This is a genomic window from Legionella sp. km772, assembly GCF_003989735.1.
GTDB lineage: Bacteria > Pseudomonadota > Gammaproteobacteria > Legionellales > Legionellaceae > Legionella.
Genome location: NZ_RZGQ01000067.1, coordinates 1 through 16059, shown reverse-complemented (window position 1 = coordinate 16059; position 16059 = coordinate 1). Strand labels below are relative to the sequence as shown.

Below are 16059 nucleotides of genomic sequence, written 5' to 3'. Positions count from 1 at the left end.
CTTAAATCTTCAACAGTTGATAAAAAAGCTAATACTTCAGACATCCCTTTCTTTCGCCAGTTCAAATAAATGCAGGATTATACTGTTTATGTGACTAATTTCTAGTCATGAAAAGCCCCTGCCGGCCTTATTGCCAATACGCCAATAGGAGTTGCGCCAGGCATGGCGTTGAACATTTATTTTTCCTATAGCGTAGTCCAAGGATTAGGAATTGATTGGCCGCATGCCTTAGCAATGGTATTCATTTCAGGCTTGTTATTTTTTATCGTTACCCTTACAAGCTTAAGACGATTATTAATTGAAGCCATACCCAATAATCTGCAAATTGCCATCCTTATTGGCATTAGCCTACTCATTGCGCTTATTTCCTTAAAAACAAATCATATTATTATAGGCGATCATCAAAGTTTGATGCGTTTGGGGTCGATTAAAACAGCCGAATGCGGCTTGTTTTTCTTAGGTTTTTTACTCATTTTAATCTTGGACTATTATCAGGTAGCTGGCGCTATTATCATTGGGATATTAGTCATTAGCCTATTGAGCTTAGTCTTTGGCTTAACCCACTGGCAAGGCATTGTTGATATTCCCCCCTCCTTAGCACCTACGTTTTTGCAACTTAATTTTACGGGCTTAAGCGAAACCAGCGCTTTAAAAGCCATTTTTACTTTTTTCTTAATCGCCGTTTTTGACGCTACGGGTACGCTTATTGGTTTACTCAATCCGACCATCTTTAAAAAACAAGCGAATTATAGCCAGCGTTTGAGTAAAAGTTTAACTGCTGATGCGGCAGCATCTACCTTAGCAGGCTTGTTAGGTTCCGCAAGCACCTCACCCTATATTGAATCAGCTACCGGGATCAAAGCGGGTGGTAAAACCGGCCTAACCGCTTTAGTTATTGCGGCAGGCTTTCTGTTGATGCTATTTTTCTTTCCGCTGGCCAAAATGATTCCGAGCTTTGCGGTAGGTCCGGCCCTATTGTATGTAGCCTGTTGCATGATGAAGCATTTAACCGAAATGAAGTTAGATGATATCAGCGAGACTGCACCTTGTATGGTAACCATCATGATGATTCCTTTTACCTCATCAATTGCTGATGGTATTGGCGGTGGTATCATTCTTTACACGCTGTTAAAGCTGCTTACTCGTCAAAAAATTAATCCCTTAGTGATTGTCCTAAGCTTACTGTTCGTAGTGTTCTTCTTAATTGAATGAGCACCCGATCTCGGGGTGACTCACTAAACCTTAAGTTGTTTGTAACGCTCTAATGCTATTTGCCGAGCAAGCGCATGATCGACAATAGGGGCCGGGTAGCCTGTACTGGCAAAGTTTGGTGCTTGCCAAGGACAATGAATCCATTTATTAGAAATTGGGGCCAATTCAGGAAGCCAACGTTTCACATAGCACCCTTGGGGATCAAATTTCTCGCCCTGTAATACAGGATTAAAAATACGGTAATAAGGTGCTGCATCGGCACCAGAACCAGCAACCCACTGCCAGCTTGCTGAGTTATTAGCAAGATCCGCATCCACTAAAGTATCCCAAAACCAAGCAGCACCGTGGCGCCAGTCAATTAATAAGTCTTTCGTCAAAAAAGAAGCCGTGATCATGCGTACGCGATTATGCATAAAACCGGTGGCCCATAATTCCCGCATACCGGCATCGACGATTGGATAGCCTGTTAAGCCTTTTTGCCATAAGCTTAAGGCCGCAGTATTATCATCCCAAACAAAAGCATCAAAGCTTTTCTTAAAATTCTGCTCGGGTAATTGCGGTTGGTGGTAAAGTAATTGATAAGAAAATTCACGCCAACCAAGCTCACTTAAAAAACATTCGACCGAGGCAAGATTACAAGTAAGGTCCTGCATTTTATCTTGAACTGCCGCCCAAATTTGTTGAGGGCTAAGCTCACCGAAATGCAAATGAGGAGATAAACGTGAAGTACACTCATCACCAGGGTTATTGCGAGCTTGTTTATAACTCGCTAAATCATTGTTAAGAAAACGGCTTAATTGCTGCCAGGCGCCCTGTTCCCCTGGTTGCCAATGCTGCGAGAAGCCAGCAGCCCAATTTGGTTTTTTAGGAAGCAGCTGCCAATCTGCGAGAGACTCGGATTCAATGGCGTAGAGTGTCGGCCAAGTTTTAATTTGTGGCATGCGTTGAGTAGTCATTTGTTTTAAGCATTGCCGCCAATAGGGCGTAAAAACTTTAAAATGCTCGCCCGTTTTATTGAGTACTTCCCAAGGCTCATGTAATAAAGAACCATTAAAGCTAATTACCTTAATTCCTAACTGCTTTAATAGGGTTTTAATTCGTTCATCACGCTGCCGTGTACTTGGTTCATAACAACGGTTCCAATAGACGGCCTCAATCGGGTGCTGGGCGATTAATTCTTCTAATATGCTGAGTGCATCGCCTTGTCTTAAGAATAAATCTAAGTGGCGTTCTCGTAAAGAAGCTCTTAAGCTGTTGAGAGAATGATGAAGCCACCAGCGCTGCGCGCTACCCACCGCTAAAGTCGGGGGCATTTCCTGGATATATAGAGGAAGTAACTGTTGATGCTGACAAGCCTGCGTCAAGGCGGGATTATCCTGGCAACGTAAATCTTGTCTAAACCAAATAAGCGCGACCGACATCTATGCCTCCGCCTTAAAGCTATAAAACATGTCTTTATGGGGTATTCCTGCGTCCATATATTCCTCACTACACACTTTAAAACCTAAGCCCTCATAAAAAGGAATAGCGTGGGTTTGCGACCCTAAACGTGCATTTTCTAGTTGGCTGTTTTGTTGTAAATCCGCAAGAATAGCACCCATTAATTGCTTACCTAAGCCTTTATTTTGAAAAGAGTCAAGAATAGCCACCCGCTCTATTTTCGCATCCTTTTTTATAAAGCGGACGCGGGCAACACCTACTGCTTGCTCATCCACTTTCAAAAGGTAATGTATACTTTCTTCATCCTTGCCATCCATCTCCTCTTCGATAGCAACGTTCTGACCTTTAACAAACACTTCAAGACGAATATCTAAGCAATCTTGCAATTCCTTAGTGGAACTCACCTTATTAATTACTGTTTTCATTTTTATTCCTTTGGAAAAGAAAGCTAAAACAGGCTAATCTTACACTAATTAACCTTGCTTATTGTTCTTATGATTCAAAATACTAATCAAATTTCAGCATCACAATTAATCGATTTAAAACAGCTCACCGAGCTATGTAAAAAAAAGGATGGCAGCATTCCTAATTTATATACTCATATCTTAACTCAACCGCGCGCTTTTCCAGCAAGTTTGCTCTTTTATGAAGACAAGCAATTACTTGCCTTCCTTTCGGTTTATTTTTTTTATGATGACGCGGTAGAAGTAAGCCTTCTGGTGCACCCAGCTCATCGAAAGCAAGGGATTGCCAAGCAATTATTGCAAACCATATTTCCCCTCATTCAATTTCAAAATTATTTTAAATTAATTTTCTCTACCCCCAGTGGGATGAATAATAAATTGTTATTAAATGCTGGCTACACTTATTGCCATAGTGAATATTACATGGAGCGTTGCGAGCTTACTCCGGTTTTAGAGTATAAGCATAATTTAACGTTTCGCTTAGCAACTGTCGATGATATTCCTGTATTGTGTACCTTAGATGAATGCTGCTTTCCCGAGAAACATGGAGATTTACTCGATCGCTTTAACCATCTATTAGACAGTAGGGAGTATAAAATAGTGCTAGCCTACCAAGATCACTTGCTCATCGGCAAAGCCCACCTACGCTGGGAAGAAAAAGGCGCGACCCTATCTGATATCGCGGTATATCCCCAATATCAAGGTAAAGGTTATGGTACGACCTTAATTGCTCATTGTATTAATCACGCCCTAGAGGAAGGCAAACCCTTACTTAATTTAGACGTTGAAACCCATAATAAGCGGGCGCTAAATTTATACACTCGTTTAGGTTTTGCGGTACAAAATGCTTGTGATTTTTGGTCTATCGATATCGAGCAATTAAAACAAGTCATTGGGTCCTAATTTAAAAAATGTTCGGCAAGATTAAAGCAAATTTGGCTCATTCTTTCTTTTCAGCTAAGGACAATGAAAATTAGGCTTGACTTAATTTCTAGCTCCCCTTTAGTATTGCTCTTTAGTTCTGAAATCTCTGTGCAAGATAGACCTTAGGTAGAGGCATTTGTTCTATGCGACTTTAAGGGAAGAGTTTGTCAACAAAGGACCAGCAATGAAAAAACGAGTTGTTATTACGGGCATGGAAATCACCTCCTCTCTGGGGACCGGTATTGAGCAGTTTTGGCAAGCCGCAAGCCAAGGTCGATGTGGGATTAGACGTATTCAAGCCTACGACCCTTCTCCGTATACAACGCAAATTGGTGGTGAAATTACTGATTTATGTTTGCAACACCTGCCTGAATTTAATAAAACTAAGCGCTACCCTAAAGCAGCACAATATGCGCTTTATTGCACCCATCACGCTATTGAACGCGCAGGCTTAAGCCAGGAGGAACTCAGCACCGCAGGCACTTATATTGGTACCAGCTTAGGCGGCCATCCTGAGCTTGAAGCAGGATATAAAATTTTCTTCACCGACCATTGGAAAAAGGTCCCTCCCCTAAGCGTTATCAGAGGGATGCCCAATTCCGTTGCTAATCATGTCGCCATTGCCTTTGGTTTAGGTGGTCCTAACTCTACTATTTCTAATGCTTGTGTTTCTTCAGCGGAGGCTATTGGAACGGCTTATCAACATATTGCTCATGGCACTATCACAACAGCTATTTGCGGCGGCACGGAATCTTTATTGTGGGAATCGGTGATGGCAGCATGGTGCAAACTCAAAGTGATGTCTACCCATAATGAAGAACCCACCAAAGCCAGTCGTCCCTTCGATCTCAATCGCAGTGGGATGGTTATGGCCGATGGTGCAGGAATTCTCGTCCTGGAAGAATTAAATCAAGCACGAGCCCGTGGTGCAAAAATCATTGCCGAAGTCATTGGTTTTGGAGCAAGCTGTGACGCCTTCCATGTTACTGCCCCCAGTAGCCAAGGACAAATCAGAGCCATCAATGCCGCACTTAATGATGCGCGTTTATCACCTAATGATGTCCACTACATTAATGCCCATGGCACAGGAACACCCTTAAATGACAGCACAGAAACCCAAACCATTAAATCAGTCTTTGGTCCACGGGCCTATGAGATTCCTATTACTGCCCAAAAGGCGATGACCGGCCATAGTATTGGAGCAGCCGGAGCAATGGAGATTATCGCCACCTCCTTATGTATCCAGAAAAATATGCTCCTACCGACAATTAACTTAGAGACGCCAGACCCTGCTTGTGATTTAGATTATGTGCCCAACCGTGCCCGTCCGCAAAACATAGATATCGCATTATCCAATCATTTTGCCTTTGGTGGAGCTAATGCTGCCTTACTTATCAAACGCTATATTGGATAGCCAATACTTAGGCTTTCCAAGGGGCGCATATAGCTTGATAAGCTCCAATCAAATTTTTATTTTATGAATACAACTCTTATGAGAAAGGGATTATCATTTTCATAAATTGATAAATTATTTTCTTCGGTAAAGTACCTTAATTTAAATCCTTTCGCTAACATCTTCTTGACGAATAAATCCGAGTCTATAAATCGTCTGTAATGGGTCGTAATAAACCCATTATTACCAACATTTTTACCTTTGCCAAATAGCTCATCTTTAATTGATCTAACCTCAATTAAAAACAAACCCTTATCCGGTAAATGATTAAAAACTTTATCAATCACTATATTTTCTTTTTCTACCTCAATGGCATGCAAAGTAAATCGTGAATAAACTACATTAATGTCTTTAAACTTAGAATACTCCATTTGGATAAAATCTTGCTGTTCAAAATCAAGATTTTTGATGTTGCGTTGAATCGCTATACTTTGATCAACTGCGGTTACAGAATGTCCCTTTTCTGCAAAAAATATAGCGTCTCGCCCATTTCCCGAACCTAATTCCAAAATATTATATTTCTGATCTTTAAATATGTTTTCTTGGCAAAAGCGGGCAAAAGTACTTTCCTTCTGCAAAGTTTCATCACTTGAATGGTTTTTATAGAAGTTATCCCAGTAATTTTTATCCATTTTTTATTCTTTATTAGTTATATTGTTGAACTTTTCATAAGTCCACTCTTTCACAGGCACTTTCCAATCGCCATATAAATTGGTTAAGTATTTTTCTACATTATTAGGAATATTCAATCTATTCCCTTTATAAATTATATTTTTAGTGGGGAAGCATAAAGTCCTGGGGGCAGTCAAATATTTTCCACAAACAGCCCAGCAGAGCATTGATTCCTCTGTGTATCTAAACATTAAATCTAAAGCGACTTCCTCCTCCTCAAAATCAGACGTGTTAAATATTTGCATTTCTACGAGTAAAGTTTTGGTCTGATTTTCTACAGTGAGCGTCTGTTCTGCAATCCTATAATTCCAATTATTTATTTTACAACCGGGATGATTGTAGCTGATTAAGTAATTATCCATCAAAGTGATGATTTTATCTTTATCTTCTATTAAAACAGCGAAATCAATATCTTTATCCCAGGGAATTATACAATTATCACGTACTATCCCTAACAAAGTTCCATGATCAAGATAATAAGTAATCCGATTTTTATTTAACAAATGAGCTATCTCAAACATAAAATACTCGGATTTCTCTTTTTTCTCTTGTGAGTAAAATTGCGTTTTGGATTCATTTACGTACAATTTAATAATTTTGTTTTTATCGATTCCTAACTCGTTAATTAATTGAGGATATATTTCTTCACTAAAAGAACTAGCTATGATGATCTCATCATATTCAATATTATGGATTTTTTCGGGGCTTAGAATTTTAATACCATATAAAGAGGTATTATGTTTTTTTTTATCATTATCACAAAAATAAATAATATCGTGATCTTTTTTGTATTTTTTATAAATATTACTTCCAAACTCACCCGTTCCAAAAATAATTATCTTTTTCAATTTTATGATACCCTCTAACGAGATGGAGCACATTGTACTTAGCAAAATAGGTCATTTACTTTAGATACAAAAATACCCATTCTCCCCATTGTCTTCTCTTAAGAAAAGACATAGCTAATACTTACCAAAGCTTCATTGGTATAAAAATGGGTCAATCGTAAACCCTTATTTAGGTAGGTGCCATCACCTCGTAAATAGGATTTACCTAAATCAGCAAATTGATAACCTACTCCCACTTGCCAATTAGGATTTATCATGGTTTGCACCCCAGCCCCTAAAGTGTAGGGGAAGGCAACAGCCACGTTAGCATCATACCAAAGAGGATAATAAACCGCTGGATTTAGTTGCACTGGGCGGTAATCATGAGCATTATTAAAAGCAACACCAAAACTACCGCTGATATAGGGCTGCAGAGGCTGAATAGTATAAGCAATCAATTTACCTTTTAATTCTAAACGTCCGTGATTGACCTTATAGGAATAACTAAAGGCATCAGGATATCCATCCACGTCCGTATAACCGGTGACCTCAGCATCTGACATTCCAGCAATACCTAGACCTAACTCACCAATAATATTGGGATAAATAATCCGTTGTAAGCCGAAAAAGATTTCTCCGCTTCCCATGGTACTGGTTTCAGAATTGTAGGTGTAATATTCATATGCAGGTGGCAAAGCAGGGTATAAATATTGATTTTGCCCGGCAGTAGTCCAACCAACGCCACCGCTTAAGGTCACAATGGATGTCCATTGGATAGGCAAATCCTCAGGGAATGCAGGATCAGAGGCCGTCGCTGTAAGAGAGAAAAATACCCCAAGTCCTAAAAGCACCATTTTTTTTAACATAGCTCATCCCTTTTTTGCATGAAACGTCTGAATGTGATTGACACAAAACCTGTCAATAATCAGTGAAATTTATACCCTATTTAGTATTATTTTTCTATTAAATTCAATAGAAGAAGCAATTTTATAGATATTGACAAGCTCCTTGGCTAAAGAGCATAGTTTAAGGTTAATGATCTAATCTAAGGACTTAGCTTTGTTACACCGATGTTTGCTCCTCACTGCAAGCCTATTCCTTATTCTTCTTAGCAATGGCTGCCAAGTAGCTGATCCCAACAAAGCCACGATTAAAGTGCCGCAACAATGGCCTGTCACTACCTTCGCTCAAAATAAAAAGGTAGATTTAGCGCAGCTTAAGTGGTGGAAACAATTTAAAAATCCTGAATTAAATTTTTTGATGCAGAAAACTTTAAGGAAAAATAGTGAGCTGAAGATTGCCTTAACTAAAACCGAGCAAGCCCAAAGCCAATTAGAACAAATTAAACTAAGCTGGTTACCAGGGTTGAATTATTTAGCAGGCTATAGCCAATTCCCTGATCTCGGTAATCCTGGCGCCATCGCTATTGCTTATCCGAGCTACATCATCAATCTTTTGCAACTTTATAAGCAACAACAAAGTGCGAAAGCCCTCTACCAAGCCAGTATTGATGCCCAGCAAGGTGTAAAAGTAGCCTTGCTGGCACGCACAGCAATTAGCTATTTTGTTGTACTGGCCCAAATAGAAGCGCATCACCTGTATCAACAATTATTAAAGGATTCACAAGCTTATTTAGCTGCTCTTAATACTCAGTATAAGTCAGGATTGATCGCCCAAGACCAGTTCGTAGAACAGCAAAGTAAAATCCGCTTAATACAGTCCCAAATCCAGTTAATTCGTTACAACATTACTGCGAGTAAAAACGCCTTGCATTATTTGTTTGATGAAGATCCCGGTGAGCTCACCATAAAAACCCGCTTCAAAACCATAAATAGCAATGCTTTTATTCCTGGGAACCAACCCTTAAGCGTGCTCCAGAATAGACCAGATGTTCGCCAAGCAGCATCCTTATTAAAAGCAAGCCATGCCGATACCGATGCCCTTAAAGCCATTTTTTTCCCGCAAATCAATTTAGGCGCTTATTTGGGGACTTCGCAAAATCTAAACCCAATAAAATTGGGACAAGCCTACCTTGATGGCCCCTTAATTAATTTACCCGTTTTTGCTCAAATTAAAGGGGCAAAAGCCCGCGATCAAGAACTTTATTTGCGTTATCGTGATACAATAAAAGCAGCCTTGCGTGATGTTGTGAACGATTTCGCCGCTTTTTCTGCTTATTCCATTCAATTAAACAATAATATCCAAGCGCTCAAAGAAGCAAAAGCCCAATGCCATATGGTCGACATACGTTACCAACATGGCCTTGTCGATTCTCTAAATGCGCTAAAATGCACCCTTAGCACCGATGAATTAGCCCTAGTCATTAATCAAAATAAATTAGCAAAACTGATTGCTTTAGTGACCCTTTATCAAGATCTGGGCGGAGGATTTGATGGGAATTGACAGAGGGAAAACTATTCGAACTTGGCGCCTTGCTTTAACCTGCATTTTTCTTTTTCTAATAAGTTGGTACTACAAAATTCCTGAGTCGAGTTGGTCTTTAGTGACCATTTGGTTCGTGATGTATGAATATACCACGGTTGGCGGCGTTCTTAATAAGAGCATGTTACGCTTTCTAGGCACAGTTATCAGCGCCTCATATGGAGTTATTATTATTTATTTTTGTGGTAATGATCCCATCATCAATATGCTGGCCCTGGTTGCCGGTTTATTTTTTTACACCTATTGGTTTATGGGCAATGATAAAACCTATACCGGCACCATTGGTGCAGTGACCTTAACGATTGTTTTACTAAACTATAATGACATCGAAGTAGCTATTTTAAGAGCTTTTAATGTCCTAATCGGAATTATTGCTTCAGTTTTTATGATTCGTTTTTTTTACCCCCAGTATGCAAGAAATCTTTTAATTGAAGCTCAACTAGGATGGTGCAATCAGCTCATTGAGCTTATTGGAGGCTACCTTGACTTAGAACAAGAACAACAAAGTTTAAAAAATAAAAGTTATACTTTTGAGCACAGCTTTTTAGCGAATCTAGCTACTTATAACCGTTTAGTAGGTGAAGCTAAAATGGAAACTAAAAGCCTTCCTAGCTTTACCACGCATTGTATCGCTATCAAAGAAGAGGTTCAGCTTCTTTTTCGTTTGTTTAACCTGTTTTTTGCTACCCTAGCTACTGCTGAAGGCCGCAACCACCCTTGGGTGATTGCGCAATTTGAGGCGATGCGTCATAAAGTACAAGCCATGAAAAATCAATTACTCCATGTTGCTCCCCCATTAAACCAAAGTATCGCTCTTTTTGCTGAAGAAGATGAGAAAGAAGCCCCTGTTGCCCTAGTGCTAAATAACCGCGAAGCTATAGAGGCCTTGATTGAAGAAATGAATGCCCTTTTGGATGCTTTAGGAAAGGAAATAACCCACAATGTACTAATTTATGAGCATTATGAGTGTATACTTGATGACCGCTTAAGGATATAAAGTGATAAAATTGCCCAAGATAAAACTACCCTGGATAAAATTTCATAAAATAAAGCATCAATTCCCAATTGTGCTGGGTCTTTGCGTATTAGCAGTCATTTTATTTTATCAATTTTCTTATTTATTCCCCTTTACCAATAATGCCTTTGTAGTAGCGAATGTCAGCCCCATCGGTGCTAATGTCAGTGGTTACATTACCGATATCTATGTGCAAAACGAACAACAAGTTGTCAAAGGGCAAGCTCTTTTTCAAGTATTTAAAACCCCTTATCAATTGGCTTATTTAAAAGCTAAACATGAACTCGCTGAAGCACGGGCGAGCTTAAAGGTAATAAAAACCCAAGTAGAAAAAACCAAGCTTTTAATTCAAGCGCAACAGCAGCAGTATGAACGCCTACTTTTTGATTATGAGCATAATCGTTCCGCTTCTTATGGAAATGCCGTTTCAAAAATTGCAGTACATACGACGTTGAAAGAAAAAGAGGCTTCACTTAAAACCTTGCAAGCTTTGGAAAAAGAATTAGAAATTAATCAACAACAAACTAAGGTGCAAGAAAAAAAAATTAAAGCCCTTGTGGCGGTATGTAAAAATGCCAAGGTTGATTTAGATGAAACTACCGTTTATGCAAAACATGACGGAGCAATTCAAAACCTGTTCGCAGCCCTAGGAACACCGATAAAAATACGTACCCCTATTTTTTCTTTAGTGGATACTAATAAGCTCTTTGTGCAAGCTAATTTTTATGAAACTGATCTAAGGCATGTGCGGCCTGGTAACCGGGTTTCCATTTTCCCCCGTATCTACTTAGGTTCCAAAATTTATCATGGGGTCATTTTATCGCAGAACTGGGCAGCAAGCCGTTTACAAACTAGTAATGCCACTGAAATACAAATTTTAAAGAATACGGAAAGTAATTGGTTCTTATTACCGCAACGTTTGCCAGTACAAATTCAAATTACTGACTATGATCCCATTCATTATCCCCTAAGTATTGGGCAAAGTGCCTATGTCTACATCCATAGCTGACGCGTTACTAGGCTCATGCTAATTTTCTAATTCTAGGCGCTCGAAAAACCTGCTTAAGAGGTATATAATCGATCTATTTTGTACGTTTAAAAAGGTCAATAATGAATGCTTCCCTCAGTGATATTGCTCAATTAGTACAAGGGACTTTAATGGGTGATAATACGAGTATCCATATTACCCGTTTATGCCCCATCGATGAAATCTTACCCGGTTCCTTAGTCTTTGCTGAAGGAGAAGAAAATATAAAACTAGCCGAGTGCTCTGATGCGGCGGTTATTCTGGTCAATCGTCAAACACAAAGTTCAGTTAAACCGGTGATCCAAGTAGCCCATCCCTTTAAAGCCTTCATTAAATTATTGGGCTATTTTTATCCAGCTAAAAAAATCCGCCCCAGCGTTCATCCTACAGCTATTATTGGTGACAACGTTCACTTAGGTGAAGATGTGTTTATTGGGCCCTATGTAGTTATTGAATCCGGCAGTTCGATTGGCAGTCATTGCGTATTAAAAAGCCACATCCATATCGGCCATAATGTGTTCCTAGGCGATCACTCTACTATTCACCCCCACGTTACTATTTACGATAATTGCCATATTGGCTCACGTGTTAGTATCCATGCCTCGACCGTCATTGGTTCGGATGGATTTGGTTATACCTTTGTAGAAGGGCAACACTTAAAGGTACCTCATGTAGGACGGGTAACTATTGAAGACGATGTAGAAATTGGCGCCAATACCGCGGTAGATAGAGCAACCTTAGGGGCTACGGTGATTGGCAAAGGAACTAAAATCGATAATTTAGTGCAAGTGGCTCATTCGGTTAAACTAGGAAAGAATAACATTCTGTGCGGATTTACTGGAGTTGCCGGCAGCACGACATCCGGAGATAACGTTATTTTTGCCGCTAATGTAGGCGTTAGCGATCATGTTCGCATTGATAATAATGTTGTGTTAGGGGCTCGCACTGGCGTACCTCCAAACAAGCACTTAAAAGAGGGAACTGTCTATTTAGGTAATCCCGCTCGTCCTAAAGATTTAGCTATAAAACATGAATTAGGTGTTAATCGAATTCCTCTAATGCGTAAAAACATCAAAACCCTAATGGAACAAGTCACTATTTTAGAAAAAAAGCTACAACAACATGAGGTAGAAAAGTAATGCCGGCCCCTGTAGTTCTTATTGATGCCTCATCGTATTTTTTTCGTGCTTTTCACGCCCTACCTCCATTAACGAACTCCAAAGGCCAACCAACCGGGGCTATTTATGGCGTAGTTAATATGATTAAGAAATTAATCAAGGATTATCAACCCACCCAATTGGCAGTGGTCTTCGATGCCAAAGGGAAAACCTTCCGCGATGAATGGTATCCAGAATATAAAGCCCACCGAGCTCCAACACCGCCAGAACTTTCATCGCAATTTGAACCCTTAGTTCAAGTACTTAAAGCCATGGGTTTACCCTTGCTCATTATTGAGGGTGTTGAGGCAGACGATGTAATTGGAGCCTTGGCCCACCAAGCCAGCGAACAAGGGTTCGATGTCCTTATTTCTACTGGAGATAAGGATATGGCCCAACTAGTTAATGAGCGAATTCGCCTCATCAATACCATGACAAACAAATCCATGGACATCGCCGGGGTCAAAGAAAAGTTCGGGGTGAACCCAGAACAGATCATTGATTATTTAACCTTAATGGGCGATAGCATTGATAACATTCCAGGGGTTACTAAATGCGGGCCCAAAACCGCGGCAAAATGGCTTAATGAATACCAGACCCTCGATAATTTGTTAGCCAATGCGGAAAAAATAACGGGAAAAATTGGAGAATATTTAAGAGAGAGCATTACTCACCTCCCCTTATCTAAAAAATTGGTGACCATTAAAAAAGAGTTAGAGTTAGCCATTACGTTAGAAGAGTTAGTGCCGCAAACACCTAATAATGAATTACTGCTAGAACTGGTTCGTGAGTTAGAATTTAAAACCTGGTTAAAAGATCTGTTAAATAATCAAATCGAACCCGCTCAAGAAGAGTTAGCCATAGTACCGCCGCTTACTTATGAATTGCTCACTAAAGCAGAACAATTAGATCAGTGGATCACCCAATTAAATGCTTGTACAGTTTTTAGTATTGACACAGAAACAACCCATTTAGATGCAAATAAAGCAAAGTTAGTAGGCCTCTCTTTTGCTATTGAAGAAAATAAACCCGCCTATCTGCCATTAGGCCATAAAGATGGAAGTGAGCAACTTTCCCTTGAATTAGTATTAAACGCCTTAAAACCCATTTTAGAAAATCCTAAAATCAAAAAACTCGGCCAAAACATCAAATACGATTATTGTATTTTGAAAAATTATGGGATTAATCTTCAAGGCATAGCTTATGATACCATGCTTGAATCCTATGTTTTAAACAGCAATGGCAGCCGCCATGATATGGATTCGCTTGCCTTAAAATATTTAGGTTATAAAACCATATCGTATGAAGAATTGGCTGGTAAAGGGGCTAAGCAATTATGCTTTGATGAATTACCGGTGGAGAAAGCCGCTCCTTATGCTGCTGAAGATGCCGATATAACGCTAAAATTGCATCATCAATTATTTCCAAGGTTAGAACCCTCCTTACAAGAGGTATTGTTAAATATTGAAATGCCCTTAGTTACGGTGTTAGCTGACATTGAGCGGGCTGGTGTCTTAATTGATCCACGCACTCTCAACAAACATGGGTTGCGCTTAAAAGAACGTATTGCGGCCTTAGAAGAAGAAGCAATAATTTTAGCGGGACGACCCTTTAATTTAAATTCGCCCAAACAGTTGCAAGAAATTTTATTTGATGAGCAAAAATTACCGATTATTGCAAAAACTCCAACGGGACAACCCTCAACTGCCGAGTCCGTATTGCAAGAATTGGCCTTAGAATTTCGTCTAGCTGCGGTTATTCTTGAATACCGAGGGCTGAGTAAATTGGTGTCAACTTATATAGATAGCTTGCCGCAAAAAATAAACCCTCATACTAATCGCGTTCATACCTCTTATAATCAAGCCATAGCAGCAACTGGACGCTTATCGTCAAGCGAGCCCAATTTGCAAAATATCCCCATCCGCAATGAAGAAGGACGCTTAATCCGCACGGCATTTATTGCACCCGAAAACCATGTTTTACTCGCCGCCGATTATTCCCAAATTGAGTTACGCATCATGGCGCATTTGTCGCAAGATGCCAACCTTTTAAAAGCCTTTGCGAATGGCTGGGATATCCATAGCGCCACGGCAAGTGAAATTTTTCAAGTCCCCTTGGATGAGGTCACTCATGAGCAAAGAAGACGCTCAAAAGCGGTTAATTTCGGTTTAATCTATGGAATGTCCGCTTTCGGCTTAGCCAAACAAATTGGAGTTGAACGGCAGGATGCGCAACATTATATTGATATGTATTTTCATCGCTACCCTGGGGTTTTAGAGTATATGGAGCGCACGCGCCGACAAGCTCATGAGCAAGGGTATGTGGAGACCTTATTTGGTCGCCGTTTATATCTTGCCGAAATTAATGCCCGTAATATCATGCGACAAAAAGCAGCAGAAAGAATGGCCATTAATGCACCCATGCAAGGAACTGCTGCTGATATTATTAAAAAAGCAATGCTGGCCCTTGCTGATTGGCAACGTAGCCAAACCCATCCGATGGCCCGCATGATCATGCAAGTCCATGATGAATTGGTTTTTGAGGTGCATAAAGAACACGTAGCTGAGGCGAGTAAAGTAATTCATAATTTAATGGAAAACACGACGCAGCTTTCTGTTCCCCTCCTGGTATCTATTGGCGTAGGTGAGAACTGGGATGCAGCGCATTAGGCATGGCGTTGAGTGGATACGGACCTTAGCTAGGGTGAACAGTCGAGTCCAGGCTCGACTTATCTTAGCAGTAAATTGCTGAATTAGGGTTAGTATAGATACTCGTTTGCCCGCCAATGTATTCCGAGAAATAATGCGTCCAGGTTTTGCAAATAGTTTCAATAGTTACGGTTTTATTCCATAAATTAAATCCATTCATTAAGCGCTCATGTTGCTTAAAAACCTGGCTGAAATCTTGGCGCATTTGGGGAGAATCAGTCCATGCCACCACAGCAAGCTGGGGATACTTATAAAGAAGAATTTGCGCTAATTCAGGACCATTGCAATAAGCGCCCTTTATCCGAGCTGCGCCTAAATCACCATCAATGATCACTAAGTCAAAAGGGTGGGAATAAAATAGAGCCAAAGCGGCATTACTATTATTTACGATACTCACTGAGCCCTTAATCATTACTGACTCTAATAAACGACGCAAACAAAAAGCATTAAATTCATTATCTTCGATAATTAAAACGCGCATTCCAAACTCCCTATTTCCTTAATGCAAAGTATAAAGAGCTAACCTTAAGAGAAAATTAAGGAAGTCTTAATTTTTTATCTATTTTAAAAAATATCTATTTATCCGATAGTTAGATGTTTATTAACTCATGTTACGCACGGTCAATTTTAAGCTGCCATATTTTTAAGCTCCTGCCAAGCAATCTGGTTCGCTCTAAGAATCAATTTGTACTTAATAGCAAAGTGATTTAAATGAGTT

The 16059-nt window shown here is 39.8% G+C and carries 13 protein-coding genes and 1 pseudogene; 8 read left to right on the top strand and 6 right to left on the bottom strand.

Annotated features, from left to right (window positions below; all coding sequences use genetic code 11):
• Positions 1–114: 114 nt before the first annotated feature.
• Positions 115–1212, top strand: a pseudogene (locus ELY15_RS08490) (NCS2 family permease); the annotation flags it as partial.
• Positions 1213–1235: 23 nt separating this feature from the next.
• Here ELY15_RS08490 and ELY15_RS08485 read toward each other — a convergent pair.
• Together ELY15_RS08485 and ELY15_RS08480 are read right to left on the bottom strand one after the other, a co-directional pair.
• Positions 1236–2633: a deoxyribodipyrimidine photo-lyase gene (locus tag ELY15_RS08485; protein ID WP_127099238.1), complete on the bottom strand. Its 1398-nt coding sequence runs from the start codon at positions 2631–2633 to the stop codon at positions 1236–1238.
• Complete coding sequence (locus ELY15_RS08480; RefSeq protein ID WP_127099237.1) at positions 2634–3077, bottom strand: GNAT family N-acetyltransferase; 444 nt, start codon at positions 3075–3077, stop codon at positions 2634–2636.
• Positions 3078–3146: 69 nt separating this feature from the next.
• On the opposite strand from ELY15_RS08480, the gene ELY15_RS08475 reads away from it, so the two are divergent.
• Positions 3147–4019 carry a GNAT family N-acetyltransferase gene (locus ELY15_RS08475; protein WP_127099236.1) on the top strand — a complete coding sequence of 291 codons (873 nt, stop codon included), beginning with the start codon at positions 3147–3149 and terminating at the stop codon, positions 4017–4019.
• A 205-nt stretch (positions 4020–4224) separates the two neighbouring features.
• A complete protein-coding gene (locus tag ELY15_RS08470) occupies positions 4225–5454 on the top strand; it encodes a beta-ketoacyl synthase (protein ID WP_127099235.1) in 1230 nt (409 codons plus the stop codon).
• A gap of 56 nt (positions 5455–5510) precedes the next feature.
• On the opposite strand, the gene ELY15_RS08465 is transcribed toward ELY15_RS08470, so the two are convergent.
• The 3 genes from ELY15_RS08465 to ELY15_RS08455 all read right to left on the bottom strand — a co-directional run bounded on the left by ELY15_RS08465 (position 5511) and on the right by ELY15_RS08455 (position 7858).
• The gene (locus tag ELY15_RS08465) at positions 5511–6125 is read right to left on the bottom strand and encodes a class I SAM-dependent methyltransferase (protein WP_127099234.1); all 615 of its coding nucleotides are present in this window, start codon (positions 6123–6125) and stop codon (positions 5511–5513) included.
• Between the two features lie 3 nt (positions 6126–6128).
• On the bottom strand, positions 6129–7013 hold the full coding sequence (locus ELY15_RS08460) for a LicD family protein (protein ID WP_127099233.1): 885 nt from the start codon (positions 7011–7013) through the stop codon (positions 6129–6131).
• Positions 7014–7111: 98 nt separating this feature from the next.
• The gene (locus ELY15_RS08455) at positions 7112–7858 is read right to left on the bottom strand and encodes an outer membrane protein (protein WP_127099232.1); all 747 of its coding nucleotides are present in this window, start codon (positions 7856–7858) and stop codon (positions 7112–7114) included.
• Positions 7859–8051: 193 nt separating this feature from the next.
• Here ELY15_RS08455 and ELY15_RS08450 point away from each other — a divergent pair, with 193 nt between their 5' ends.
• The 5 genes from ELY15_RS08450 (at position 8052) to polA (ending at position 15302) form a co-directional block, all read left to right on the top strand.
• Positions 8052–9395: a TolC family protein gene (locus tag ELY15_RS08450; protein WP_127099231.1), complete on the top strand. Its 1344-nt coding sequence runs from the start codon at positions 8052–8054 to the stop codon at positions 9393–9395.
• Entirely contained in the window at positions 9385–10431 is a 1047-nt protein-coding gene (locus ELY15_RS08445; protein ID WP_127099230.1) for an FUSC family protein, read from the top strand. The genes ELY15_RS08450 and ELY15_RS08445 overlap by 11 nt, the downstream gene beginning before the upstream one ends.
• 1 nt (position 10432) lies before the next feature.
• Positions 10433–11458: an HlyD family secretion protein gene (locus ELY15_RS08440; protein WP_305033768.1), complete on the top strand. Its 1026-nt coding sequence runs from the start codon at positions 10433–10435 to the stop codon at positions 11456–11458.
• Positions 11459–11559: 101 nt separating this feature from the next.
• Positions 11560–12615, top strand: coding sequence for a UDP-3-O-(3-hydroxymyristoyl)glucosamine N-acyltransferase (lpxD, locus tag ELY15_RS08435; protein ID WP_127099229.1), 1056 nt, complete (start codon positions 11560–11562; stop codon positions 12613–12615).
• On the top strand, positions 12615–15302 hold the full coding sequence (gene polA / locus ELY15_RS08430) for a DNA polymerase I (RefSeq protein WP_127099228.1): 2688 nt from the start codon (positions 12615–12617) through the stop codon (positions 15300–15302). Before lpxD ends, polA begins: the two co-directional genes overlap by 1 nt.
• 64 nt (positions 15303–15366) lie before the next feature.
• Here the strand turns inward: polA and ELY15_RS08425 are convergent, their stop codons facing one another.
• A complete protein-coding gene (locus tag ELY15_RS08425; RefSeq protein WP_127099227.1) occupies positions 15367–15822 on the bottom strand; it encodes a response regulator in 456 nt (151 codons plus the stop codon).
• Positions 15823–16059 lie beyond the last annotated feature (237 nt).

Coding starts and splice junctions, on each gene's coding strand:
- ELY15_RS08485 (WP_127099238.1), bottom strand. CDS start 2,633: ATGTCGGTCGCGCTTATTTGGTTTAGACAAGATTTACGTTGCCAGGAT.
- ELY15_RS08480 (WP_127099237.1), bottom strand. CDS start 3,077: ATGAAAACAGTAATTAATAAGGTGAGTTCCACTAAGGAATTGCAAGAT.
- ELY15_RS08475 (WP_127099236.1), top strand. CDS start 3,147: ATGATTCAAAATACTAATCAAATTTCAGCATCACAATTAATCGATTTA.
- ELY15_RS08470 (WP_127099235.1), top strand. CDS start 4,225: ATGAAAAAACGAGTTGTTATTACGGGCATGGAAATCACCTCCTCTCTG.
- ELY15_RS08465 (WP_127099234.1), bottom strand. CDS start 6,125: ATGGATAAAAATTACTGGGATAACTTCTATAAAAACCATTCAAGTGAT.
- ELY15_RS08455 (WP_127099232.1), bottom strand. CDS start 7,858: ATGTTAAAAAAAATGGTGCTTTTAGGACTTGGGGTATTTTTCTCTCTT.
- ELY15_RS08445 (WP_127099230.1), top strand. CDS start 9,385: ATGGGAATTGACAGAGGGAAAACTATTCGAACTTGGCGCCTTGCTTTA.
- lpxD (WP_127099229.1), top strand. CDS start 11,560: ATGAATGCTTCCCTCAGTGATATTGCTCAATTAGTACAAGGGACTTTA.
- polA (WP_127099228.1), top strand. CDS start 12,615: ATGCCGGCCCCTGTAGTTCTTATTGATGCCTCATCGTATTTTTTTCGT.
- ELY15_RS08425 (WP_127099227.1), bottom strand. CDS start 15,822: ATGCGCGTTTTAATTATCGAAGATAATGAATTTAATGCTTTTTGTTTG.